This window comes from Burkholderia anthina, from assembly GCF_001547525.1.
In the GTDB taxonomy this organism is placed as follows: Bacteria; Pseudomonadota; Gammaproteobacteria; order Burkholderiales; family Burkholderiaceae; genus Burkholderia; species Burkholderia semiarida.
Genome location: NZ_CM003768.1, coordinates 110,637 through 133,565, shown reverse-complemented (window position 1 = coordinate 133,565; position 22,929 = coordinate 110,637). Strand labels below are relative to the sequence as shown.

The following is a 22,929-nucleotide window of genomic DNA, read 5'->3' as shown; positions in this document are numbered from 1 at the left end:
CGGGATCAGTGAATCACGTGCAGTTCGTAGCGGGCATCGGACCGGTCCTCGGCCGCGTCGCGCGTGCACAGGAACGCGTCCCAGCCGAGCCGCGAGCCCGCGCCGAGCACGCTCGCGCCGACTTCCGTGCGTTTCAGCACGAGTTTCACCTCGTACTCGAGCGTGACGCCGGCGAGCAGCGTCAGCATCCGCTCGAGCGCGACGGCGTGCGCGCCGCCAGGCAGGAACGCCTCGTAGTCGCGCTTGGACAGCGGGCCGACGACGATCCGCGCGCGCATGTCGCGCTGCCACACGCGCTCGCCGACGAGCGCCGTCGCGCCGAGCACCGCGTTGACTTCGCCGAGCACGCTCAGCTGATCGGGCGGCACGTCGTACCACTTGCCGACGAACTGGTCGATCTTCACCGGCACGCGGAAGTAGTCGGACAGCGTGCGCTGCAGGTAAGCGGCCGACATCGGCCGGTGCCGCGCGGCGAGCGCGTAGCCGGCCACGGCCTCGTCGAGCACGCCGCCCGGGCCGGCCGCGAGGCTGTCGCGCACCTCGTCGCTCGGCACGCCCGCGATCGCGAGCAACAGCGGCAGGTAGCGCTCGTCGCGGTCGAGTTCGTAATGGAACGGCAGCCGGTATTTCTTCCACGCCGCGTAGAACAGCGCGGTCGCGCGGTTCGAGAACACGTCGAAGAACGCGCGCGCCGCGTGGTCGCGCCGCAGATGCTCGCGCGCGACGATCTGCTCGGTGTAGTGCAGCGGCAGCGCGCCCTGCCCGCCGAGCAGGCCGAAGAACGCGGGCGTCAGCTCGACGCGGCCGAGCTCGCCGGCGGCCAGCGCGGCGCCGCGCTGCTCGCTCGAGTTCAGCGGCGCGCCGCCGCCGTCGAACGAGCGCGCGCCTTCGATCTCGCTCGGCGGGAAGCCGAGCGACAGCGTGTTGCGGAATTCGATGCGCTGCGCGACCACGTCGCCCTGCCGCCACGCGCCGGGCGCATCCGACGCCTGCCGCGCGAACAGCCCTTCGAGCACGCGCACCGCCTGGAAGAACTCGAAGCGGTGCGGCTCGTCGAGCAGCGCGTCGACTACGCCAGGATCGATTCGCCGGTTCGGGGCTTGCATCGGATGATCTCCTCGCCGGTGCGCTTCGACACGACGACCAATTGAACGAAACTGTTGAGGTGGACGTACAGCCCGAAGAAGCTGTCGAGCACGCGCACGAACGACGCGAGGCTCGCGCCGACGAAGTGCTCCTCGTCGATCGTCAGCCGGATCTCGATGCCGCGCACGAAGGTCGCGAACGGCTTGCCGGGCAGCCACTGCACCGCGCCGCGCTGTTCGACACCGGCCAGGCCGTCGATCTGGCGCATCGACACGGCCGTGCGCCGCAGGTCGTACAGCGTCAGCATTTCCTTCAGCGGCGCGAGGCCGTGCGCGACGAGCGACACGTGGTTGAGCGCGAGATGCGACACGAGCCGCCAGTGCGCGGCGCGGCCGCGCTCGAAGCGCACGCTCTGTGTCGGCCGGCGCAGCAGCGAGATGCCGCTCGTCTGCGCGCCGCCCTCCTGGAACAGGTCGCCGCCTTCGAGGCCGAACGCGAGCATCGAAGGCAGGTCGCGGTTCGTGCAGGTAAGGTCGAGGCTCAGCGTGTCGGTCTGCGGCGACGTCGGCTCGAAGTCGATGTCGACGATCGAGATCTCGGTTTCGTAGCCGGGGCTCTTCTGCGCGACCCAGTCGTTGCGGCGCGCGAACCAGTAGTGGCCGATGCGCGCCGCTTCGCCGTGATGCAGCGAATAGAACGGCCGGAACTCGATCACCGATTCCTCGTGCGCCTGTTGCCGGACGAGCTTCACCGAGTCGATCGAATACACCTCGTATGCGAACGCGCGCCGCGCCTCGGCGATCACCGGATACGACACCGCGCGGTGCGTGATGCGGATCGGCTCGCCATGCTGGCGGAACAGGTTGACGATCGGCGTGCAGAACAGCCGGAAATGGCTCGCCGTCAGCAGCTCGAGCAGGCGCGCGACGTGCGAATCGCCGCGCACGTCCTGCAGCACGAGATGCAGCGTCGCGCGCTGGCAGCGGCCCGACGCGCGCGCGATCGCCGCGAGGTCGAAATCGACGAAATCGAACTTGTCGGGGAACGCGAAGTACTCGGTGAGCAGGCGGTACGCGGGATGCGACTTCGCCGGATAGTCGATCAGCGCGTCGTCCTCGGCGAAGCCGGCCTGCGCGATCGGCAGCTTGCGCAGCGCGGTCCAGCGGCCGTTGCGCTCGGGCTCGACATACGCACCGAGCACGTTGATGAACAGGCAGTCGGTCAGCGCGGCGACGAACGACTGCTCGCCGTGCAGGTGCGCGCGCAGCGTGGGCAGCTTCAGCGCGCCGAGATCGAGCTGCGCGGCGAGCGATTCGAACGTGATCGAGATCACGCCCGTCGCATTCGACGGCAGCACCGTCGCGCTCGGCGCGAGCGCGACCGGCGTGTAGCGCGCCTCCGAGATGCGGATCGGCGCGAGCGTCACGTCGTAGGCGGTGCGGAACCGGCATTGCACGCCGCGGATCGGGCGGCTCTTCAGCTCGGTGCCGCGATCGATCACGACCGGTTCGGTCTGCTGGCCGGGCGAAGCCGGCGTGAACTGCGCGATCGAGCACGACGGAAACGGCCGCAGGTAGTGCGGATACAGCACTTCCAGCAGCGCTTCGGTGAATTCCGGGTAGTCGTCGTCGAGCTTCTTGTTGATGCGCGCGCCGAGCAGCGCGAACGACTCGATCATCCGCTCGACGTGCGGATCCTCGCAATGCTCGCCGGACAGCGCGAGGCGTGCGGCGATCTTCGGATAGCGTTCGGCGAAATCTCGCGAATAGCGCCGCAAAAACGATAATTCGCGTTCGTAATACGGCAGCAATTCTTCCATCGACGACCCCGAACCTCAATATTTCCTGCCGGACCTGATTCACCACCGGGCGGTCCGGCCCGCTCGGCGGCTTGATTTACTGCATGCGTGCCGCGCGTGCGCGCGTGACCGAATACTGCAGCGTCGACGGTTGCAGCATCGCGTCGAAATTCACCGGCTCCTCGGCCGGGTGCACCACGAGCAACGCCTGGATCGCGAAATAGAGCGCGTTGGTGGCCTGCTCGTTCAGCTCGAACGTCACCTGCACCTGCTGCAGGCGCGGCTCGTGGCGCGCGATCGCCTGCTGGATCGACTTGCAGATGAACGCGCGATCGTAGTGGCTCGCGAGGCTCAGCCCCGCGAAATCGTTCAGCCCGTAGGTCAGCACCGATTTCTGGCATTCCGGCAGCGCGGCCAGCTCGTTCTCGGTGTGCGCGATACGGGTGTTGAGGATCGCCTCGACGTCGCGGGCGACCGTGGTCTTGAGCTCGTCCAGCGACAATTGCCGCATCGCGGCCGAGGCCGGCAGATGCGGTTCGTCGTCGAACAGCTTGTCGAGAAAACTGGGTTCGAATCGTTTCATCGGCCGGTGTTGACAGCGAAAACGGCAACGGGACGCGAGCGCCCCGTTGCCGCAACCGACCTTAGACCGCGTAGGTCTTGTCGTTCTTCGTCAGGCTCCAGGCGCCCTGCGTGTTGCCGCCCTGGTTGCCGCCGATCTTCTGCTGGGTTTGCTTCCACTGCACGGCTGCGTACTTCAGCGAGAACGTCTCGATCGGCAGACCTTCCTCGCGAACGCTCGGGGCGATGCTCGAGATGATCACGTACTTGAGCTTGACTTCCAGATACTGCACGCGCTTGCCTTCACCGTCCGCGCGCGAGAAATGGACCGTCACTTCGTCGAACGTGGTACCGCCCGAAGCGTGCTGGTACAGCAGCGGGCTCGACGAATCGATTTCCTTCGTGAAGATCATGTCGCCGTGCTCGCAACGCGTCATCGTGTGACCGCCAGCGGTCGATGCGGTTGCCGAACGCGGCTGAACGATCGAGTGATCCCACGATTTCAGTTCGATCCAGCCCTGGTGGTCCTTGTCCGCGGACTCGCCCTTCACCGCGGGACTACCAAACTGCAAGTGCATATGTAACATGGCCCTTCGACTCCCCAAAGAGGTGGTTTTAACGTCCTACCCAGGCGGCCCGCCCGGGCGATTTACTCGCTTATGAATTTGCCGGTTTGGGCAGATCAGCGACAAGTCGCAGAGAAATCGAGAGTTCGTCGAGCTGAAAGTGCGGGCGCAGGAACGCGACCGAACGATACGAGCCCGGCTTGCCCGGAATCTCCGACACTTGTATGGATGCCTCGCGCAGCGGAAATTGCGCTTTCTGTTCCTGCGAGGCGTTGTCGTCGAGCAGGACGTACTGCGAAATCCACCGGTTGAGGAAAGTCTCCACGTTCTGCGCCGATGCGAAGCTGCCGATCTTGTCCCGCATCATCGCCTTCAGGTAATGCGCGACGCGCGATACCGAGAAGATGTACTGAAGCTGGGCGGACAGGACGGCGTTCGCATTCGCGCTGTCGGTGCTGTACTTTTTCGGCTTTTGCACCGACTGCGCGGCGAAGAACGCGGCGTAATCTGAGTTCTTGCAATGGACGAGCGGGATGAAGCCGAGGTCGCTCAGCTCCTTCTCGCGGCGATCGGTGATCGCGATTTCGGTCGGGCACTTCAGCGCGACTTCACCGTCGTCGGTCTTGAACGTGTGGGTCGGCAGATCCTCGACGAGGCCGCCGCCTTCGACGCCGCGGATCGCCGCGCACCAGCCGAAGTCGTCGAACGCGGCCGTCAGGCGGGCCGCGAAGGCCCATGCCGCGTTGCACCACAGGTACTTGTCGTGATCGGTGCCGTCGACATCCTCGACGAAGTTGAAATTCTCCGCGGTCTGGCCGTCCTTCGGATTGAACGGCAGCCGGCCGAGAAAGCGCGGCAGCGTCAGGCCGACGTAGCGCGAATCCTCGGCGTCGCGGAACGACTTCCACTTCGCGTACTCGACCGTGTCGAACACCTTGCCGAGGTCGCGCGGCTTGCCGAGATCGGAGAACGACTCGAGGCCGAGCAGCTCCGGCGACGCCGACGCGATGAACGGCGCATGCGCGGCCGCCGCGACGTGCGACATCTGCTCGATGAAGTACATGTCTTCCGGCTGGCGCGAGATCTCGTAATCGCCGATCAGCGCACCGAACGGCGAGCCGCCGAACGTGCCGAATTCCTCTTCGTAGACCTTCTTGAACAGCGCGCTCTGGTCGAACTCGCTCGCGCCCTTGAAGTCGCGCACGAGGTCGCGCTTCGGTGCGTGCAGCGCCTTGATCTTGATCGTCTGGCCCGTGTTGCTTTCCTTGACCAGATAGTCCAGCCCGCGCCACGTGCTTTCGAGGCGCTGGAATTCCGGCGCGTGCATCACGGCGGAAAGCTGCGTGGAAATCAGGCGGTCGAGTTCCGCGACGCGCGCGTCGATCGTGGCCGACAGGTTGTCCGACACGATCACCGTGCCGTCGAGCACCTGGTGCACGAGTTCGCCGATCAGGTCCTTCGCACGCGCATGCTCGGAATCGGATTTCGCGACCTTGCTCTTCTCGACGATGTCGTCGAGCAGCGAAGTCCCGGCGGCGTATTCCGCGCCGCTCGCTTGGGCCGCAGCCGTTTGCTGGTTCATCTCAACACTCCGTCGTCATTCGCCGTCTTTGTCGCTGCCCGTGCCCTTCGCGAGCTCCTGCAGCTGCTGCGTGTTCTTCAGCACCTCGGACAGCAGATCCTCGAGCTTGTCGTTGCCGGCGAGCTTGTTGCGCAGGTCGGCGAGCTTCGAGCGCGCCTCGAGCAGGCGGCGCAGCGGCTCGACCTGTTCGACGACTTCGTCCGGGCTGAAATCCGACAGCGAGCGGAACTTCAGGTCGACCGCGAACTTGCCGCCTTCCGGGCTCAGGCGGTTTTCCACCTGGAACGCGGCGCGCGGCTCGATCGCCTTCATCACGTCGTCGAAATTGTCGCGGTCGATATTGACGAACTTGCGGTCGCGCAGCTTCGGCTGCTCGATTTCGGACTGGCCCGCCAGATCGCCGACGACCCCGACGACGAACGGCAGTTCCTTCACCTCGATCGCATCGCCCTTCTCGACCTCGTAGGTCAGCTGGACGCGCGGCGGCCGTATTTTCTGCAAGCTTTTCTGAATGCTTTCTTTCTTGGCCATCTCGACGGCTCCCAGGTTAGTTGTGGTTATCGCGTCAGTTGCGGTTTCAGTTGCGCAGTGCGCCGAACGGATCCGCGCTGCCCTTTTGCGCCGCGGGGGGCGTCGGAGTCGGGGCGGCGCTCGCGGCCGTGTCCGCGGCCGGTGCGGCCCCGGCCTTCGCACGATGAACCGTACGGCGGCCGCTGTACTTCTTCGACTGCGCCCGCTGCTCCGGCGGGAACAGCGCCGACTCGCCGAGCGTGTCGCGCAGCTGCTTCGCGAGCGCCTGCGCGTCGGACTTCGCGTCGCCCGCGAGCGACGCATCCTGACGCAGCTCGCCGAGCGACTGCGTGGCGATCCGCAGGCCGGCGACGGCCAGCACGCTCTTCGCCTGGCGATCGGTCGCGTCGCGCTGCAGCGCTTCCTGCGCGGCGACGATCGCCTGGCCGTAATGGTTTTGCGCGAACTGGATTTGGGCGATGCGCGACCACGGCTCCTCGCGCGTCGGATCCGACTTCGCGAGCTGCTGGTACAGGCCGAGCGCCTTGTCCTGGTCCCCCGCCTTCGCGACGGCGTCCGCATCGGCCAGCGACTTGTTGAACACTTCCGCAGTCGGCGGCGCGGGGGGCTGGCTCGCACAGCCGGCGATCACGCCGCAAGCCACCACTACCCCAGACAGTTTTGCGAACAGACGGTCTTTCATCGTTATATCCACCGGCGCGTGAGTTTTAAATCGTTGAGAATCTGGTTCTTTTGCTTTGCAAGAAGCGCGCGGGTATAGTACCGATCAATTTTTCATAATTCAATCGTCGTGTGAAGAGTAATTCCTTTTAAAACTGGGCGCTACCCCCTCGAATGACCGCTCGCGGCGGGCTCGCGACGGTTTTTCGTCGGGCCGGGAAGCGCAAGTTTTACTGGTCGCACGACGCGTCGCCCCGGCGGCGGAAAAAATTTCCGAGCGCTCGCCTTGACGCGAGCGTGCTTAATAGTTGAACGGTGCAGTGTCGGGGACCCGCAGCGAACGTGGTAATACCCGGCAGTTTTGACAGGGATAAAGGCGGCACGCCGGAAACACGATGAGATCGTCCATGATTCGCTACGCGCTGCCGCTGGTCGCCTGCGCCCTTCTGGCCGGATGCGCGGCCGCCCCGCTGCTCGGCTCGGCCGCGAGCGCCGTGATGTCCGCGGCCGGCATCGGCAAGCCCGAGGTGCCCGATGCGCAGAAGCCGCCGCGCAACATCGGGCTGACGCTGGCCGCCGCGCCGAACCTGAACGCCGCGACCGACAACAAGCCGCTCGCGCTCGTCGTCCGGCTCTATGCGCTGAAGGAGCCGACCTCGTTCCAGCAAGCGCCGTTCGACGCATTTACCGATCCGACCAAGGAAAAAGCCGCACTCGGCGCCGACCTGCTGAACGTGCGCGAAATCACGCTGATTCCGGGCCAGCGCTATACGGCGACCGAGAAGGTGTCGCGCGAAGCGCAGGCATTCGGTATCGTCGCGCTGTTCCGCGATCCCGCGCTGCAACGATGGAAACTGACGTTCGATCCGGCGAAGTCGGAGAAATCCGGCATAATCATCGGCCTGCATAACTGCGCGATGACGGTCACCGGCGGCACGGTCATCGCACCGCAACAGGGTGCGCCTTCGCAGCCGCTGAATATGCTGTCTTCGGTGTCCTGCGGTTAAACATGACGCACGAATGTCAATTAACAAGAGTTAACAATTGGCGATTTAATTCGGGCACGAACAAATCGATTACATCGCAACGCCACATTAACCGGATTTGACATGAGTTATTCGGCCAAGGTGCTGTGGGGGGAAGGGCTGTTCCTCCGGCCTCAACACTTTCAACGGCAGGACGCGTACCACGAGGCGCGCCTGTTCGAGTCCATCCAGGCGATCCAGCCGTACAACTGGGGCGTGCGCTCCGTGCGCATCGACCGCGACGCGCTCGGCAGCAACGTGCTGCGGGTAGCCGACCTCGCGCTCGTGTTTCCGGACGGCGCGCTGTATGCCGCGCCGCAGGCCGACGACCTGCCGCCGCCGATCGCGCTGGATACGTTGCCCGACGGCATCAACGAATTCGTGTTCTATCTCGCGCTGCATCCGCTGCGCGAGAACGGCACCAACTACAGCGACGATCCGGCCGCCGGCTTCATGACGCGGTTCGTCAGCGAGCAGACGAGCGTCGCCGACAATTTCACCGACGCCGCCGAAGCCGACATCACGTTCCTGAAGACGCAAGTCAAGCTGATCGCGCACAGCGAGCCGCGCGACCAGTTGCTGTCCGTGCCGCTCGTGCGCGTGCGCCGCACCGCGACGTCCGGCTTCGAGATCGACGACAGCTTCGTGCCGCCGTGCCTCGCGATCGAGGCGTCGCCGATCCTGCACCAGCGGCTGCGCCAGCTCGTCGACGCGCTGCAGGCGAAGGTGAACGCGCTGTACGGCTTCCACCGCGAGCCGTCGAAGAACATCATCGAGTTCCGCTCGGGCGACATCGCATCGTTCTGGCTGCTGCACACGGCGAATGCCGCGTTCGCGACGCTCGCGCACCTGCACCAGCACGCGGCGCTGCATCCGGAGCGGCTGTTCCAGGAACTGCTGCGCCTCGCGGGCCAGCTGATGACGTTCTCGAAGGGCTACACGCTCGCCGACCTGCCCGTGTACCGCCACGACGATCCGGGCCCGAGCTTCGCGCGTCTCGACCTGATGCTGCGCGAACTGCTCGACACCGTGATCTCGACGCGCTATTTCGCGATCACGCTCGACGAGGTGCGCCCGTCGTTCCACCTCGGCCGCCTCGATTCCGGCAAGATCGACGACAAGACCGAGTTCTATCTGGCGGTGTCCGCGGACATGCCGAGCGTCGAGCTCGTCGATGCGGTGCCGGCCCGCTTCAAGGTCGGCGCGCCCGACGACGTCGACAAGCTCGTGCTGTCGGCGATGCCCGGCGTACGGCTGTCGTACACGCCGCAGGTGCCGCCCGCGATTCCGGTGCGCCCCGGCGCGTGCTACTTCGCGCTCGATTCGCGCAGCCCGCTGTACGAGCGCATGCTGCAGGCCCAGTCCGCGATGATCTACGCGCCGACTGGCATCAATGACCTGAAATTCGAACTGATCGCGGTCACATCATGAGCTACGCGCCTTCCCTGTTCGGCGACAACGTGCCGCCGCCCCTGCACAGCCCGGCGTCGACGGATTCCGCGTTCCAGGCCCGCTCGCTGCTCGATTTGCTGTACGACGGGTTCTTCATGCTGTTCCTGCTCAAGAACGGGCGGGAGCCGGACAGCGCCAGCGAGTTCAGCACGCGGATCCAGGAATTCCTGTCCGATTTCGAACGCGGCGCGAAGAAGCTGAATATTGCCGCCGAGGACGTGTACGGCGCGAAGTTCGCGTTCTGCGCGGCGATCGACGAAATGGTGCTGTCGTCGCAGTTCAAGATCCGCGCGGACTGGGAACGCCGGCCGCTACAGCTCGTGCTGTTCGGCGAGCAGCTCGCGGGCGAGAAGTTCTTCCAGTATCTCGAGGAATGTCGCGCGCAGGGCGCGGCGCGGCTGCAGTCGCTCGAGGTGTTCCATATGTGCCTGCTGCTCGGGTTCCAGGGCAAGTATCTGCTCGAAGGGCCGGAGAAGCTGGCTTATCTCACCGCGCGGCTCGGCGACGAGATCGCGCACATGAAGGGCAAACGCGCGCCGTTCGCGCCGCATTGGCCGCTGCCCGACCAGATCGCGCATCGACTCAAGCGCGAGGTGCCGGTCTGGGCGATCGGGGCCGTGTTTGCGCTGGTGGCGCTGCTCGGGTATCTCGGGCTCAATACTTATCTCAAGGACAAGACGCTGCAGGCGTTGGCGCCTTATTCGCAAGTCATCAAGGTTGGGCCGGAGTCGGCTAATTTGACGATTTCGTTGCCTTGAGGGCCCCGCTTCGTTCGGACGTTGACGCTGTATGAGAAAGGACCGCTTGGCGGTCCTTTTTTACTGTGGCGTGTGGCTTCAGAGCAGGATGAAGCCTTCCTTGTCGACGTAGAACACGAACGCGTCGAACAGCTGGGTGGCGGTCGGCTCGTCGACCTGGTCGTGCGCATTGATCACGATGTCCTCGATCGTCGCGCTGTTCAAGGTCACGCGCCAATCGGGATGTGGTGCGGTGGTGGGTGGCGTAGCGGCTTCGGTGTCAGTGGCGTCTTCGATGAATGCGCCCTCTGTGTCGAGGGTCCATGGCGTCTGCGGGAGGCAGAGCCATCCGTGGAAATCGCCAGGGTGTTCGAGGATGTGTTTCAGCGACGCGGTCGTCGCGGGGGTGGTCGGCATGGGTGTTGCGGTTGTAACAGGACTGAAGTCAATGCAAGACGGGCGGCGACGCAGGCGCGAATGTGCCTGCGTCGCCGCGCTCGCGTCAACGTGATTATGCCAATTTCGGATGCGCGGGGCTGGGGCGGTGGTCGCTGTCGGTCGAGCTCTCCGATATGCATCGCTAAGCGTAGGGCGGTCGCCTCAGTCGCGACGATCTCCATTGCGCTTGTCCGAGCCGGTCGGGCCCGAGCGGGGCCTTTCACCTCTTGGAATCAGTTTTTCCAGATCCATCGGCAACATCAGTGTTCCCTGATCACTTGGTGCCGCAAAGACACCACAAATTCGCTGATCATTCGCCATCCCAGGCAGCCATCGATCTAGAAAATCGGCTAAAGCAATCTCCTTTGGGAGGAATCCCTGCCATTCATCAGTGGCGCATAACCTTGCGAACTCCTCCTCTGGCCAGAAAGGCACCACTGTCGCTGCACCGGTATGGGCAGTCGCCCACCCCTTGTCAAAGAGACCCCAGACGACTTCAAAGTCAGCGACCTTGCGGACGAAATAGTCGCATCGGGACTGTGCATCGAGTCGCAGCACGTTCTCTATATTGTTTAGATATGCCGTCATCGTTTGTCACGTGAACCCCGACGTAACGATAGTAGATGCTGCAGGCGAATCGCAGTAACCCACTCCACAACCGACTACCTCGCGCAGCATCTTCTGGCGCATCAAGCCCACTCATCCTGAGTGCAGCCGTAGAGGAACCGACGCGAGCGACTCACATTCGAGTGCCCGGTCGGCGCTGACGCCCCCGTGTTGCAAGCACGCGTCCTCATATGCAACATACTCGCCATCAGATTTGGAGGCGAGCATCGCGTCGATCTTTCCGAAATCAGCATCGGAAGGAATGTCAACCGCAAAGAGAGAAAGCCCACGCGTGACGGAACATTGCGCTCCGAGAGAGTTCAGATCGGAAATGATCGATGCTTTAGTGTCGGGGTTCTCGGCAAAAACTCGCAGTGTTGAATGGCCTCCTCGTGCAACCACGGACGTTGCAAAGAGTTCTCCGTCGACATCCTTCATCGCTACCGTGTCCCCTTTACTCACACCGCAGACGTAATACGGTACGTTATCAACCACACAAGAAAGATCATCCGAAAATATACCCCAGAGAGACTCATATTCCATTGGAGGGTATCCGTCTTCATCCTTCTTCAACTGAAATGCAATCTTCCTAAGCTCTTTCACATTTTGTCCTCAATTACCACACGGCGCACATCACACGATTAAATCGCTCCCGATCGGAGATGCTTTTTTCAATTCAAGTACAGGCGCCACGCGGGCTTCGATCGACGGAGGCCATTCGAGGCCGCGTGTTGTACACGACATGATGCAATTTGCGCCATTCGGGCACGTGCGTGATCTATGCGCTATTTCAAGGGGAGGGTGCATCTTGACACACTCGATATCTCCGCCGTAAATCTTGCTAACGGTGCTGCGGTGGCTCACGTCGCAATAGGAGCCGCTTCCGCGGCTCCTATGCTTGAGTTACTAAAGCTATCCAGGGCGACCGGGCATGGTCAAGAAGGCTGCAAAACTGTCAGCAACCGCCGACGTCTGTCCTGTCTCAGGCGACCAAAGAACGACAACAGGTTCCCCCGCGTTGCCAAGCGTTCCGTAGTCGAAGCAGTAGTAATCGCCCGTACCGAATTCGGCAAACGGTAGCAATTGAGAGAAGTCGATAGAGCTACCAGAGAAATTGTCTTGCCATTCCTGCCAGTCTCCTTTGAAGCGACGAACTATCGACTCCCACGTCTTACGGGGATCGCGTGCATCAAATACAGGAAACACAACCAAGGCGCCCAATGCTCTGCCGTTGTTGTCCAACAGCCAATCCGAGAAAGACTTAGGCAAGGTTCGCGCCAATTCCGTCTCAGCTGCATGGATCGCGTCTATTGTCGTACCTATCACTCGCGCTTTAGCCATCATTTCTCACTTACGGTAAAGAGCTCGCCTTCGGGAGACTCAGCTTACCCGTTCCAGGTGAGCCCGAGCTCGGCACCACCCGAACACCGTCCGCTCGCCGTTCACCTCCTTCGCAATACGTCGACCGAACGCATCATAGAAATACCGCGCCTGACTCTGCCGCGACGCCTCCGCAACCCGCGCAGACAGCAAGCGATTGAACTCATCCCACTCGTATTCCTGCTCACCCGCAGGCGTACGCTTGCGCACCAGATTCCCGCGCGCGTCGTACTCGAAGTGCATCCCCGCATACGCCTTCAACAGGTTGCCGAGCACCTTCGGCACCTCAACCGGCAACGTGCTTTCCGGCCGCACCGGGCTCGGACGCGATGCAGGCGTCTCCGCCGTTCGCACCGGATCGATGATGTTGCTTGTCGGATCGAACGCAAACCGTTCCTTCGCGACCGGACTGATTGCCTCGATCAACCGTCCGACCGGATCGTATCGATAGTCGGTCCCGCCCTTGCGGCTGTCCTCGATCCGCGACAACTGCCCCGCCGCGTCATAGCGATACCGCCGCTCCGCAAGCGGCGCAGGTGACGTCGACCGCTGGATCGTCTGCTGCAACACGCGGCCGGCCGGATCATAGTGCGTGCGCTGCCCAACCTTGCTCGACAACACGCGCGCCGTCTCGCGATGAAGATCGTCACGCTCGATCTGCACGCGCTCCTCGCCGTCGAGCAGCATTCCGTGCACATGCCCGGAGCCATACATCAGCCAGTCGACCACATGCCCGTCCGGCCGAACGGTACGCCGCCGATTGCCGAGTTCGTCGTATTCGTGATGCCAAACGTAGCTGCGCCGGTCGCCGAACAGATCGTAGGCGTGATGTTCACGCACCAGATTGCCAACCGGATCGAAGAAGAATTGCACGCGGCTGTACCGATTCACCGCGTCGATCAACCTGCCGCTCCGATCGTAGGCAAACCGCTGCGACGCGCTTCAGTAGACGCTCGTTTGCATCGATGTCGATCTATGTCAAACACCTGACTTCATCAATTAAAGCGAGACCGGCTCTCCTGCAACAATCTCAGGTATTCCAACCACTGATAACAACAAGGGCCGCAATCGCGGCCCTTGTTGTTACTGAAGCCAATCCATAGCAAGCCCCAAAATTTCCTGCAAATTACTAGGGCCGCCGTACCCGATGAACTCCGTTTCGGTGGCGCTTACCCTGATCCAATCCTCGTCGTCACGCTCAATGTTGATATTGGTCGGCCTCTTGGCTGAGACACCATTTATCTTGACTCTCCAGCCCGGGTTGTCGATATTGACAATCTCCACACCATAAGAGTGCTCCCAAACGTCATTACATTGGGATGTATACCAGCGCTGCAACCCAGCTATTAAATCACTCATTTGCATAACCCTTTTCGCCTTGCCAGCTCCCTAGCCACTCGAATATCTTGCTTGGTCGCTGCCTTCGTAACCTCTGTCTTTTTCGACGTGGTCACTTGACCATTTGGACCGATATTTATTTTCCGAGTCTGGACATGCGGAGTCGGAATATCAACACCAGTAGCTTTGTCGAAATGCGATGCCCCTTGCAAATCGATGTGGCCCTGCGTCGTCGGTGTAGAGAACGTCACTGAATTCTGGTTGATCTGCCCGGAAAGCTCACGAGCCATCTCCTCCTCATTTTTCGGCCCACGCGACGTATAGTCATTACAACTTGGCAGGCACTTCGCACATTGCTTCGACAGCCCCAATGGATCAATCCACCATACCGGGTTAGGCGCGTATTGATAGACATTGATGCCGCCAGCCAGCCCAATCGGATCTTTGCCAACGAAGCGCCCACTTCCGGAATCGTAGTACCGATGCCGGTTGTAATGCAGCCCTGTTTCGTCATCGGCCTGCTGCCCCTGAAACCGCAACGGATTCTTAGGCGCGATCCCCGCCGCCTTCGACGCCCGCGCAATCACCTCCCGCGCTTCGCCCCACGCCTTGTACGATGCCTCCCATACAACGTCACCGTCGTCATCCGTCAGCAACTGCGGCGTACCGATCTGATCGCAGTGATAATAGAACACCGCCGCGTCACTCCGCCGCTCCGGCACCTTCTGCAGCGGATCCTCCTCCGGCACATAGCGGTCGGTACTCTTCCACTCCGGCGTCGCGATCCCATCGACGGGCTCAGCCACATACTGCGCCAGCGGCACGAACGTCCCCGGCTCGTAGAGATAGTGCGTGCCGCTCTCGCCGTCACTCTCGTACGCCAGCGTGTCACCGTCCCACCCGAACACCGTCCGCGCGCCGTTCACCTCCTTCGCAATACGGCGCCCGAACGCATCATAGAAATACCGCGCCTGACTCTGCCGCGACGCCTCCGCAACCCGCGCAGACAGCAAGCGATTGAACTCATCCCACTCGTATTCCTGCTCACCCGCAGGCGTACGCTTGCGCACCAGATTCCCGCGCGCGTCGTACTCGAAGTGCATCCCCGCATACGCCTTCAACAGGTTGCCGAGCACCTTCGGCACCTCAACCGGCAACGTGCTTTCCGGCCGCACCGGGCTCGGACGCGATGCAGGCGTCTCCGCCGTTCGCACCGGATCGATGATGTTGCTTGCCGGATCGAACGCAAACCGTTCCTTCGCGACCGGACTGATCGCCTCGATCAACCGTCCGACCGGATCGTATCGATAGTCGGTCCCGCCCTTGCGGCTGTCCTCGATTCGCGACAACTGCCCCGCCGCGTCATAGCGGTACCGCCGCTCCGCAAGCGGCGCAGGTGACGTCGATCGCTGGATCGTCTGCTGCAACACACGTCCGGCCGGATCGTAGTGCGTGCGCTGTCCGACCTTGCTCGACAACACGCGCACTGTCTCACGATGAAGATCGTCACGCTCGAACTGCACGCGCTCCTCGCCATCGAGCAGCATTCCATGCACGTGCCCCGAGCCATACATCAACCAGTCGACCACATGCCCGTCCGGCCGAACGGTACGCCGCCGATTGCCGAGTTCATCGTATTCGTGATGCCATACGTAGCTGCGCCGGTCGCCGAACAGATCGTAGGCGTGATGTTCACGCACCAGATTGCCAACCGGATCGAAGAAGAATTGCACGCGGCTGTACCGATTCACCGCGTCGATCAACCTGCCGCTCCGATCGTAGGCAAACCGCTCTTCGCTTTCCCCCGCGGCGCGCTTCAGCAGCCGGCCGTTTGCATCGACTTCGACCGAAGTCACGCAACCCGCTTCATCGATCGAAACGAGACTGCCGCTCACGCTGTCGTACTGATAGCGCGTCGACTTGCCGTCGAAGCCCACCTCCTCGATCAGCCGTCCCGCAGGATCGTAGTGAAACTGGTACGTCGCAAAGTTCGCATCGGTCAGCGCGGACAAGCGGCCGAGACGGTCATAGCGATACGCAACCGTCTGCCCGAGCGCATCGGCGCGGCTGGCAATGCGCCCGGCCGCATCGTAGCCATATCGCGTCGAACGATCGAGTTGATCGGTATGCCGCAGCAAACGGCCTTCCGCGTCGTATTGGACCTGCTCGACACCGGCAGGCGAACGCACTTCCGTCGGTTGTCCGTTCAGACCGTAACGATAGGCAACCACGCCTCCGGCCGCATCTTTCGTCTCGATCACACGCCCGATATCGTCGTACCTCCACTCCGTCGTCTTTCCGGAGCAGTCCGTATACCTCGTCATCTGCCCGGCATCGTTGTACTCGAGCGTCTTCGAGCCGCCCTTCGCATCGGTGATCTGCGTCGGCAAACCCTTGTCGTTGTATTCGTACTTCGTGGAATGTTCGAGCGGATCGATTTCCTCGACGACGTTGCCCGCGTCGTCGTACTTGCGCTGCCATACATGACCATTCGGATCGACGAGCCGGATCATCTGATCCTTGTCGTCATACGCCATCTCGACGACGCTGCCGTCCGCCCGCTCGTGCCGAATCAGGTTACCGCGCGTGTCGTATTCGCGACGCTCGATGCTGCCGTCCTGCCGGATATGCAGCACCAGATTGTGATGGGCATCGCGCCGGAACCACTCCTGGTTACCATCCGGATACACGATCCGATACACGTAGCCGTGGATGTTGAAGTAGTACCGGGTCATCTGACCGAGCGCGTCGGTCACGTAGGTCAGACGGATGTTCGGATTCCATGCGAGCCGGAGATCCAGACTGCCGTCGTCGGCGTATTCGCGAATGCATTTCGCGTCTGCGTTGTCTTGCGCGTCCGCGCCATCCCATTCGAGCGTCATCCCGCGGCCGGTTCGGTCCGTGTAACGCGTCACGAGGTGGCGGTGATATTGATACGTCCGCGCATTGCCATGACGATCGACCGCGCGCACGAGGTCCCCGTGCGCATCGTATTCGTAGCTCGCCAGCGTGCGACGCGCACCGTCCTTGAGCACATGCTCGATCTGCACGATACGGCCGTGCCTGTCGTGTTCGAACGCGAGCACATTGCCGCTCGCATCGATCAGGCGCGCAACGCGATCGAGCGCATCGTAGTCGAGCGTGATCGTGTTGCCGGCGCGGTCCTTCTGCATCGCAAGCCGGAACGCGTCGCCGCGGCGCTCGTACACATGCAGCACGTCATGGCCGTATGCGATCGTCACCCAGGTATCGTCGAGCCGCGACAGCGTCAGGTTCTCGGACAGATCGTCGTGCACCGCACCGGCCGCAAGCGCCGGGTACTCGATGCTGCGCCCTTCCGCATCGCGATAGATCCACTGATCGTTCTTGACGTCGATTCGCGTCGTATACGGCGTGATCCATCGTGCACCGAGTTCACCGTTGTCATAGGCTGACAGCCGGGAACGATAGGTACGCTCCCATACGACGGGCATGGCGCCCGGCAGGTCGAAATCCACGTGCGAAAACGTTTCGTCACCGAACGCGAAATCGATGGATGCCGGTGATGCCCCGAGCCCGCATGCCTTGCACGCGCTCTTCCCCGGTCCTTCGGCCGGCGCTTGCCCGTCGGTTTTCTCGAGCCCCTCCTGCCCGCGCGTCTTCTTCGCCTGGCTCTTCCCGCTTGCCTTGACGTCCGCAGTCTGCTCATGAAGCTTTGCGCGTGCCTTGACGCGCCCGACTGCCTCGATCAGTTGCAAGACTAGCCACATCATCTTGCCTTCTTCACTGCCTGCAAGCGACCGAATCGACGACGCAATCTTCGGCGCTTCGGTCCGAAGGAACGTCACCGTGCTTCGAAACGGCTCGAGCCATGCATCCGGCGCGAGCGTCGCCACGGTGCCCGCAGTCTTGTTGATGACCTTCTTCCCGAGCGCCTTGGTTCCTTCGTACGCGAATTGAATGCCGTCACCGACGCGGCTCGGGCTGTACCACGGCCGGTCGTCGGCCATCTTCTCCGCGAGCTGCTGCTGTCGCTTCAGATTCGCGTTGGCGTCGAAGAGCTGACCGTGCAGCGCCTTGTCCATGCCCGTCGCGAGCGCGAGCATGATTTCCTGGCATGTCGATGCACATCCGTCGAGCAGCTCGACGAGGCCAGCCTTCAGCTTGTTCAGAAAATCCTCGATCTCGGTCGCACACGTCGCGTTGATATGCGTGACCAGCACGGAGATGATCGCCGCGCCGAGATTGTTGCGGGTCGCCAGCAATTCGTGACGGACGAGCGCGAGCAGCGGGCGCGCCGACATCCGGAACGGCGCGAGTGTCGGCGGAATCGGAATGATGCCGAGCAGGTTGATCGCGAGGCTCATGTAGTCGAGCACCTGGCCGCCGCGCTTCTCGATGATCTCGGCAATATCCCCGAGCGCGTCGACCATCGCCATGATGTTGCCGATGATCGGCACCGCACCGGCAAACGTCTTCACGTCCTCGAACGTGATGTGGTTGCCGCTGATCCGTCGCAACCACGCATCGAAGCGGTTGCCGACCGCGGCGACATCCTTGGCGGAAACATCGCTGAGCCAGGTAACAGCCTGTTCCTTCTCAGCGCCCGGTGGAAGTTGTTGTGCCATGTCGTTCTTCGTTCAATTCGTTTTTTTCAAGACGGCTGACAAGCCGCGCTCTCTCAGGATTTCAACGGCCCGCCAAACCCGCTCGTCGGCAGCTTCATGCCCGTCGCGCCCGTGGCCGACGCCACGGTCGTGGCGCCCTTGCCAGCGATGCCGGCGACGCCCGGCAATGCGCTCTGCAACGCGCCGGACGCCGCATTCGCCGCCGGCGCGGCCAATGCCGCAAGCCCGCCCTGACGTGCTGCCTGAACCATCCCGGCCACCTGCTTCGCCGCACCGCTCAAGCTGGAGGCGGTCTGCAACGCCGACGCAACGCCGGCACCACCCAACGCGGTCGCAGCGGCCGGCAATGCGGAACTCGCGAGCCCGCCAAGGGCAGCACCCGCGCCGCCGCCACTCACCAGCCCCATCGCCGCCGTCGTCGCGGCCGGCGCCATCCCCTGCAATTGGCTCGCGAGCTGTCCGCTTGCCGCGGCCTGCGCGGCTTCCGGCGACGGTTGCACGGGCTCCGCCGGCCACTTCGCCTGCTTGAAATAGTTCGCCGGCTGATCCGACTCGCGCGGATCCTTTCCGAACTCGACGCGCACCGCGCCCGGCGGCAACCCGCTCACAACCGTATGACCGCTGTCGTCGAGTGCGCCTTTCTTCAGCACGGCGCCGTTCACGTCCTTCACAGTGAACAGTCCGCCTTTCACCGCCTCGCCGTTCACGTACTTGTGAAACAGTTCGAGCTGCCCCGGCTGATCCGGCCGGGGGCTCGGCAACGGATACCCCATGCTCGCCGGCCCCGCGAACGTGTGCGACGCCCCCTTCACATCGATCGCGCCCGGCGCATGAATCTCGATGTTGCCGTCCTTGATGCGGATATACCCGCCGCCGCTCGTCAGCAGAATCCCCTGATCGGCCGCGATCTCGATCCGGTCGGTGGCGGACACAACCTTCACCGCCTTCTGCGCGGTCACCTCGACGTTGTCCGACTGCGCCTGGATCTCCACCTTGCCCTTGCCCGCGAACAGCTTCATCCCCGCGTTCTGCACGAACAGGCTCAGCTTCTGCCCGATGCTCCCGATCAGCGACTTGCCCGCGGCCACGTGCACGCTCTGTCCGCTCGCCACGTTCACGTGATCGTTCGCGACGACGTGCAGCGACTGCTGCGTCGACATCCCGATCCCCGACGGGCTGCCGAACAGCATCACCGGCTCCTTGAACGCATTCGCACTGCCCGTGCCGCCGCCCGCCGTACGTCCACCGGACGCGTTGCCCGACTTGCTGTCCTGCGTCGCGTCGGTGAACGCGCGCATCGTTTCGTGCGCCTCCTTCAGGCTTTCCGCCTGATGCTGCTCGCTCACGCCCGACATCGCTTCGATCAGGCTCTCGCCCGTCACGAGCTGCTGCTGCGCTTCCTTCACGTCGAGCGGCTGGCTGTTCGCCGCCTTCGGATGGGTCGTCACGTACAAGCCCTGGCTCGCCCGCACCGCGCCGTACGCATCCGAGCGCAGGTCGAAGCCGCTACCTAGATACGACCCGCGCGCATTGCCGTTCTGGTCGATGATGTAGCCGAGATGCAGCAGGCTGTTCGCGCTGCTGCTCATCAGTTGCACGCGGTTCTGCCCGGCCGCGTCGTCCATCACGAGCTGGTTGTAGCCGCCGCCCGAATACTCCTTCGACCGATACCCGGACAGGATCCCGTCGCTATGCCACTGCGGCTGGTTCGCGCCGTTATACACGCGCCCGACGGCCAGCGGCCGGTCGCAGTCGCCGCCGACGTAATCGATCAGCACTTCTTCGCCGATGCGCGGCACGTGCACGCCGCCGTAGCCGCCGCCGGTATCCGACTGCACGACGCGCACCCAGCACGACGCGTTCTCGTTACCCGGGTTCAGGCGGTCCCACACGAACTGCACGCGGATCCGGTTCAGCTCGTCGGTATAGACTTCCTCGCCCTGCGGCCCGACGACGATCGCCGTCTCGAGATGCATCTTCGGCTTCTCGTGTTCGAACGGGCTGCGATACGGCACGCTCACGCGCTGTGCTTCGACCTCGACGAGATAGAAGCCGACCGAGCCGTCGTCATGCGGCACGCGAAACGCGGGGGCGGCGCCGTAGCCGTCCTGCGCTTGCGTCAATGCTTCGCGCAGGCTGTACGGGAAATCGGCGCTGCTGCTGGCAACGGGCAGGTTGTTCTCGATCCACCATTCGACGCCGATCGCCGCGAATTCGCGCTGGTCGGCCGGATCGCGATCGTGTTCGGGATGGTCCGCCAGCGTGAAGCGCCGGCCAGCATCCATTGCACGCACGCCGCCCGCGCCGTGGAAGCGCTTCGCCTCCGACTCCCACTGCTCCATCCGGATCTTCGTCAGATGATCGCCGCGCGTCTGATCCAGATACGTGTACGCACCGGTGTACTCGTACACTTCGAGCTGATCGGGCAATTCACCCTGGCCGGCCATCGTCGGCAGCGACGTGCCTTTCGGATTCGACGGTTGAGACGGATTCTTGTAGTCGAACGTGCGTGTCGTTCGGGTCACGCTCTGCAGCGTGCGCGTGCCGGACCATTGCGTGAGCGCGTCAGTTTCGCTCGCCGCGCCGCCGTGATAGAAGCGCACGGCCTGCGGCGACAGCGGCGCGAACGCCTGCAGGTTGTCGGTGATCACGAGCGTATGCGACTTGCCGTCGTCGGCCTGCTGCCACGTGGTGTAAAGGCCTTCGCTCTCCATCAGCCGGTGCACGAAATGCCAGTCGGTATCGTGCTGACGCGTGTACGAACGGCTCGGCAGCGGCTTCGACAGCGCAAAGCGGAAATGGCCCTTCGCCTGCGGATGCTGGTCCAGCACGTCGCTGATGATCTGATCGACGGTCGTATCGTTCCAGATCCGCTGGTCGCGACGGAACTTCAGGAAATGGGTGAAATCGGCGAACGTCAGCTGATAGGTCGTGAGCCCGCCGTCGGCGCCCAGGCGACGCGCGGTGTGCACGTAGCCATTCACCGGCCGGTAGCTGCGATCGCCTTGCTGGATCCACAACGTGACCGGCTGCGCGATCAGTTTTTTGAGTTCCAGATCGCTGTCGGTCGACAACACGTCCAGCGTGAATTCGTACGCGCGCCCGACGCGTGAGCGGCCGACTGCCCGCTGCACGGTCAGGACGTTGCTTCCCAATGGCGTCTCGAGCTTCAGCAACCGGTCCTGCTGAAGCAACCCGCCGCGCAATGCGGCGATCGTGTTCTGCATGTTCATGGCTACGGCCTTTTCTTCTTTTGACGCGCCCTCGGATGGCGCGCTGAGCGATTTCGCTCGCGCGATTTTACAGACAAATTACGGCCCGAATCGGAAAAATGACCTGATTTAAAAGAGTATTTTTAAGTGGATCCAGAATGCCCGCGGCGAACGGTTCGACCAGGCAGTCGCCGTGCACAGCCCATGCCGTCGCGCTGAATTGCCGCCTTCAATCCGCTGAAATCGGTTGCAATCAGGGCCAATTCGACTTCCGGTGCGGCGCGGTTGCGAGTAGTGTCTACGTGCCCGTATTGCGGCCCATCGAGGCCACCCAGCGCCCGGTGCCCGTCGCTCACCACAACACCCTACTGACCACTGGAGATCCGCGATGAAACGTTCGAAGTTCCTGCTGTCGGGCCTGCTGCTCGCGTCGGCCCTCGGCTTCACGGCCGTCGCCGCGCACGCGGAAGACCTGCTCGATTCCGTGAAGAAAGCCGGCGTGCTGCGCGTCGGCCTGGAAGGCACGTATCCGCCGTTCAACTCGCGCGGCACGTCCGGCCAACTCGAGGGTTTCGACGTCGACGTCGCGAACGCCGTCGCCGGCAAGCTCGGCGTGAAGACGCAATTCATTCCGACCGAATGGAGCGGCATCATCGCGGGCCTGCAGGCCGGCAAGTTCGACGTGATCGTCAACCAGGTCACGATCACGCCGCAGCGCAAGGAAGCGCTCGACTTCAGCCAGCCGTACACGTACTCGGCCGCGCAGCTGATCCAGCGCAAGGACGACACGCGCAACTTCAAGTCGCTCGACGATTTCAAGGGCAAGAAGCTCGGCGTGACGCTCGGCACCAACTACGACCAGATGGCACGCAGCGTGCCGGGCATCGAGGTACAGACGTATCCGGGCGCGCCGGAGAAACTGCGCGACCTCGCCGCGGGGCGGATCGAAGCGACGCTCGACGACCGGTTGATGCTGCCGTACATGATCAAGACGTCGAACCTGCCGCTGCGCTCGGGTGCGGTGCTGAACGGCGGCAAGCAGGAGATGGCGATTCCGTTCCGCAAGGGCAATCCGAAGTTCGAGAAGGCGATCAACGACGCGCTCGAATCGCTGCGCAAGGACGGCACGCTGAAGAAGATCTCGACGCACTGGTTCGGCAGCGACGTGACGGTGCCGGTCGCGCAGTAAGTGGTTCGCCGTGCGTTCAATGCGTCACGTTTTTCGCTGCGGCGAAGGCGTGACGCGCGGTTGCAGCTTTCCCCCTTTGCCTTTTCCGTCAGGCCGCGTCGTCGAAACGGGCAAGCAGCATCTGGCCGATCGGCGTCAGCGCCGGGCGCGCCGCCACCTCA

Annotated in this window: 18 protein-coding genes and 1 pseudogene; 4 read left to right on the top strand and 15 right to left on the bottom strand. The window is 63.1% G+C overall.

Annotated features, from left to right (window positions below; translation table 11 throughout):
- Window positions 1–5: 5 nt before the first annotated feature.
- The 7 genes from tssG to WS64_RS00660 all read right to left on the bottom strand — a co-directional run bounded on the left by tssG (window position 6) and on the right by WS64_RS00660 (window position 6,806).
- Entirely contained in the window at window positions 6–1,106 is a 1,101-nt protein-coding gene (tssG, locus tag WS64_RS00690) for a type VI secretion system baseplate subunit TssG (protein WP_060965502.1), read from the bottom strand.
- Entirely contained in the window at window positions 1,070–2,905 is a 1,836-nt protein-coding gene (gene tssF / locus WS64_RS00685) for a type VI secretion system baseplate subunit TssF (RefSeq protein WP_059577179.1), read from the bottom strand. Before tssF ends, tssG begins: the two co-directional genes overlap by 37 nt.
- Before the next feature lie 76 nt (window positions 2,906–2,981).
- Window positions 2,982–3,467, bottom strand: a complete 486-nt coding sequence (gene tssE / locus WS64_RS00680; protein WP_034183677.1) for a type VI secretion system baseplate subunit TssE — start codon at window positions 3,465–3,467, stop codon at window positions 2,982–2,984.
- A 61-nt stretch (window positions 3,468–3,528) separates the two neighbouring features.
- Window positions 3,529–4,032 (bottom strand): Hcp family type VI secretion system effector, encoded by a 504-nt coding sequence (locus WS64_RS00675; protein WP_059449787.1) that lies wholly within the window; start codon window positions 4,030–4,032, stop codon window positions 3,529–3,531.
- Between the two features lie 70 nt (window positions 4,033–4,102).
- The gene (gene tssC / locus WS64_RS00670; protein WP_006484397.1) at window positions 4,103–5,593 is read right to left on the bottom strand and encodes a type VI secretion system contractile sheath large subunit; all 1,491 of its coding nucleotides are present in this window, start codon (window positions 5,591–5,593) and stop codon (window positions 4,103–4,105) included.
- A gap of 15 nt (window positions 5,594–5,608) precedes the next feature.
- Window positions 5,609–6,124: a type VI secretion system contractile sheath small subunit gene (gene tssB, locus WS64_RS00665; protein ID WP_027783377.1), complete on the bottom strand. Its 516-nt coding sequence runs from the start codon at window positions 6,122–6,124 to the stop codon at window positions 5,609–5,611.
- A 46-nt stretch (window positions 6,125–6,170) separates the two neighbouring features.
- Complete coding sequence (locus WS64_RS00660; protein ID WP_060965501.1) at window positions 6,171–6,806, bottom strand: tetratricopeptide repeat protein; 636 nt, start codon at window positions 6,804–6,806, stop codon at window positions 6,171–6,173.
- Between the two features lie 373 nt (window positions 6,807–7,179).
- Between WS64_RS00660 and tssJ the strand changes: the two genes are divergently transcribed.
- From tssJ to icmH, 3 genes are all read left to right on the top strand, one after another.
- Window positions 7,180–7,791, top strand: coding sequence for a type VI secretion system lipoprotein TssJ (gene tssJ, locus WS64_RS00655; RefSeq protein ID WP_060965500.1), 612 nt, complete (start codon window positions 7,180–7,182; stop codon window positions 7,789–7,791).
- A 102-nt stretch (window positions 7,792–7,893) separates the two neighbouring features.
- Entirely contained in the window at window positions 7,894–9,240 is a 1,347-nt protein-coding gene (tssK, locus tag WS64_RS00650) for a type VI secretion system baseplate subunit TssK (RefSeq protein ID WP_059577185.1), read from the top strand.
- Window positions 9,237–10,019, top strand: a complete 783-nt coding sequence (gene icmH / locus WS64_RS00645; protein WP_059577187.1) for a type IVB secretion system protein IcmH/DotU — start codon at window positions 9,237–9,239, stop codon at window positions 10,017–10,019. The genes tssK and icmH overlap by 4 nt, the downstream gene beginning before the upstream one ends.
- A 78-nt stretch (window positions 10,020–10,097) precedes the next feature.
- Here the strand turns inward: icmH and WS64_RS00640 are convergent, their stop codons facing one another.
- The 8 genes and pseudogenes from WS64_RS00640 to tssI form a co-directional block, all read right to left on the bottom strand.
- Window positions 10,098–10,415 (bottom strand): DUF7716 domain-containing protein, encoded by a 318-nt coding sequence (locus WS64_RS00640; RefSeq protein ID WP_060965499.1) that lies wholly within the window; start codon window positions 10,413–10,415, stop codon window positions 10,098–10,100.
- Between the two features lie 183 nt (window positions 10,416–10,598).
- Window positions 10,599–11,024, bottom strand: a complete 426-nt coding sequence (locus tag WS64_RS32050; protein ID WP_081103757.1) for a DUF2750 domain-containing protein — start codon at window positions 11,022–11,024, stop codon at window positions 10,599–10,601.
- A gap of 111 nt (window positions 11,025–11,135) precedes the next feature.
- The gene (locus tag WS64_RS32045) at window positions 11,136–11,645 is read right to left on the bottom strand and encodes a DUF4265 domain-containing protein (RefSeq protein ID WP_208606841.1); all 510 of its coding nucleotides are present in this window, start codon (window positions 11,643–11,645) and stop codon (window positions 11,136–11,138) included.
- 309 nt (window positions 11,646–11,954) lie between these two features.
- Window positions 11,955–12,383, bottom strand: coding sequence for an SMI1/KNR4 family protein (locus WS64_RS32040; RefSeq protein WP_081103835.1), 429 nt, complete (start codon window positions 12,381–12,383; stop codon window positions 11,955–11,957).
- Between the two features lie 75 nt (window positions 12,384–12,458).
- Window positions 12,459–13,419: pseudogene (locus WS64_RS00635) on the bottom strand (RHS repeat-associated core domain-containing protein); the annotation flags it as partial.
- A gap of 86 nt (window positions 13,420–13,505) precedes the next feature.
- A complete protein-coding gene (locus WS64_RS00630) occupies window positions 13,506–13,787 on the bottom strand; it encodes an immunity 53 family protein (RefSeq protein ID WP_208606839.1) in 282 nt (93 codons plus the stop codon).
- Entirely contained in the window at window positions 13,778–18,367 is a 4,590-nt protein-coding gene (locus WS64_RS00625) for an RHS repeat-associated core domain-containing protein (RefSeq protein WP_244166558.1), read from the bottom strand. Before WS64_RS00625 ends, WS64_RS00630 begins: the two co-directional genes overlap by 10 nt.
- Window positions 18,368–18,420: 53 nt before the next feature.
- On the bottom strand, window positions 18,421–21,600 hold the full coding sequence (tssI, locus tag WS64_RS00620) for a type VI secretion system Vgr family protein (RefSeq protein WP_060965497.1): 3,180 nt from the start codon (window positions 21,598–21,600) through the stop codon (window positions 18,421–18,423).
- A gap of 367 nt (window positions 21,601–21,967) precedes the next feature.
- Between tssI and WS64_RS00615 the strand changes: the two genes are divergently transcribed.
- Entirely contained in the window at window positions 21,968–22,768 is an 801-nt protein-coding gene (locus tag WS64_RS00615) for a transporter substrate-binding domain-containing protein (RefSeq protein WP_060965496.1), read from the top strand.
- Window positions 22,769–22,929 lie beyond the last annotated feature (161 nt).

Bases quoted from the DNA above. Each gene is read 5' to 3' on its own strand.
- tssG (WP_060965502.1), bottom strand. From the start codon at position 1,106: ATGCAAGCCCCGAACCGGCGAATCGATCCTGGCGTAGTCGACGCGCTG.
- tssF (WP_059577179.1), bottom strand. From the start codon at position 2,905: ATGGAAGAATTGCTGCCGTATTACGAACGCGAATTATCGTTTTTGCGG.
- tssE (WP_034183677.1), bottom strand. From the start codon at position 3,467: ATGAAACGATTCGAACCCAGTTTTCTCGACAAGCTGTTCGACGACGAA.
- WS64_RS00675 (WP_059449787.1), bottom strand. From the start codon at position 4,032: ATGTTACATATGCACTTGCAGTTTGGTAGTCCCGCGGTGAAGGGCGAG.
- tssC (WP_006484397.1), bottom strand. From the start codon at position 5,593: ATGAACCAGCAAACGGCTGCGGCCCAAGCGAGCGGCGCGGAATACGCC.
- tssB (WP_027783377.1), bottom strand. From the start codon at position 6,124: ATGGCCAAGAAAGAAAGCATTCAGAAAAGCTTGCAGAAAATACGGCCG.
- WS64_RS00660 (WP_060965501.1), bottom strand. From the start codon at position 6,806: ATGAAAGACCGTCTGTTCGCAAAACTGTCTGGGGTAGTGGTGGCTTGC.
- tssJ (WP_060965500.1), top strand. From the start codon at position 7,180: ATGAGATCGTCCATGATTCGCTACGCGCTGCCGCTGGTCGCCTGCGCC.
- tssK (WP_059577185.1), top strand. From the start codon at position 7,894: ATGAGTTATTCGGCCAAGGTGCTGTGGGGGGAAGGGCTGTTCCTCCGG.
- icmH (WP_059577187.1), top strand. From the start codon at position 9,237: ATGAGCTACGCGCCTTCCCTGTTCGGCGACAACGTGCCGCCGCCCCTG.
- WS64_RS00640 (WP_060965499.1), bottom strand. From the start codon at position 10,415: ATGCCGACCACCCCCGCGACGACCGCGTCGCTGAAACACATCCTCGAA.
- WS64_RS32050 (WP_081103757.1), bottom strand. From the start codon at position 11,024: ATGACGGCATATCTAAACAATATAGAGAACGTGCTGCGACTCGATGCA.
- WS64_RS32040 (WP_081103835.1), bottom strand. From the start codon at position 12,383: ATGGCTAAAGCGCGAGTGATAGGTACGACAATAGACGCGATCCATGCA.
- WS64_RS00630 (WP_208606839.1), bottom strand. From the start codon at position 13,787: ATGCAAATGAGTGATTTAATAGCTGGGTTGCAGCGCTGGTATACATCC.
- WS64_RS00625 (WP_244166558.1), bottom strand. From the start codon at position 18,367: ATGGCACAACAACTTCCACCGGGCGCTGAGAAGGAACAGGCTGTTACC.
- tssI (WP_060965497.1), bottom strand. From the start codon at position 21,600: ATGAACATGCAGAACACGATCGCCGCATTGCGCGGCGGGTTGCTTCAG.
- WS64_RS00615 (WP_060965496.1), top strand. From the start codon at position 21,968: ATGAAACGTTCGAAGTTCCTGCTGTCGGGCCTGCTGCTCGCGTCGGCC.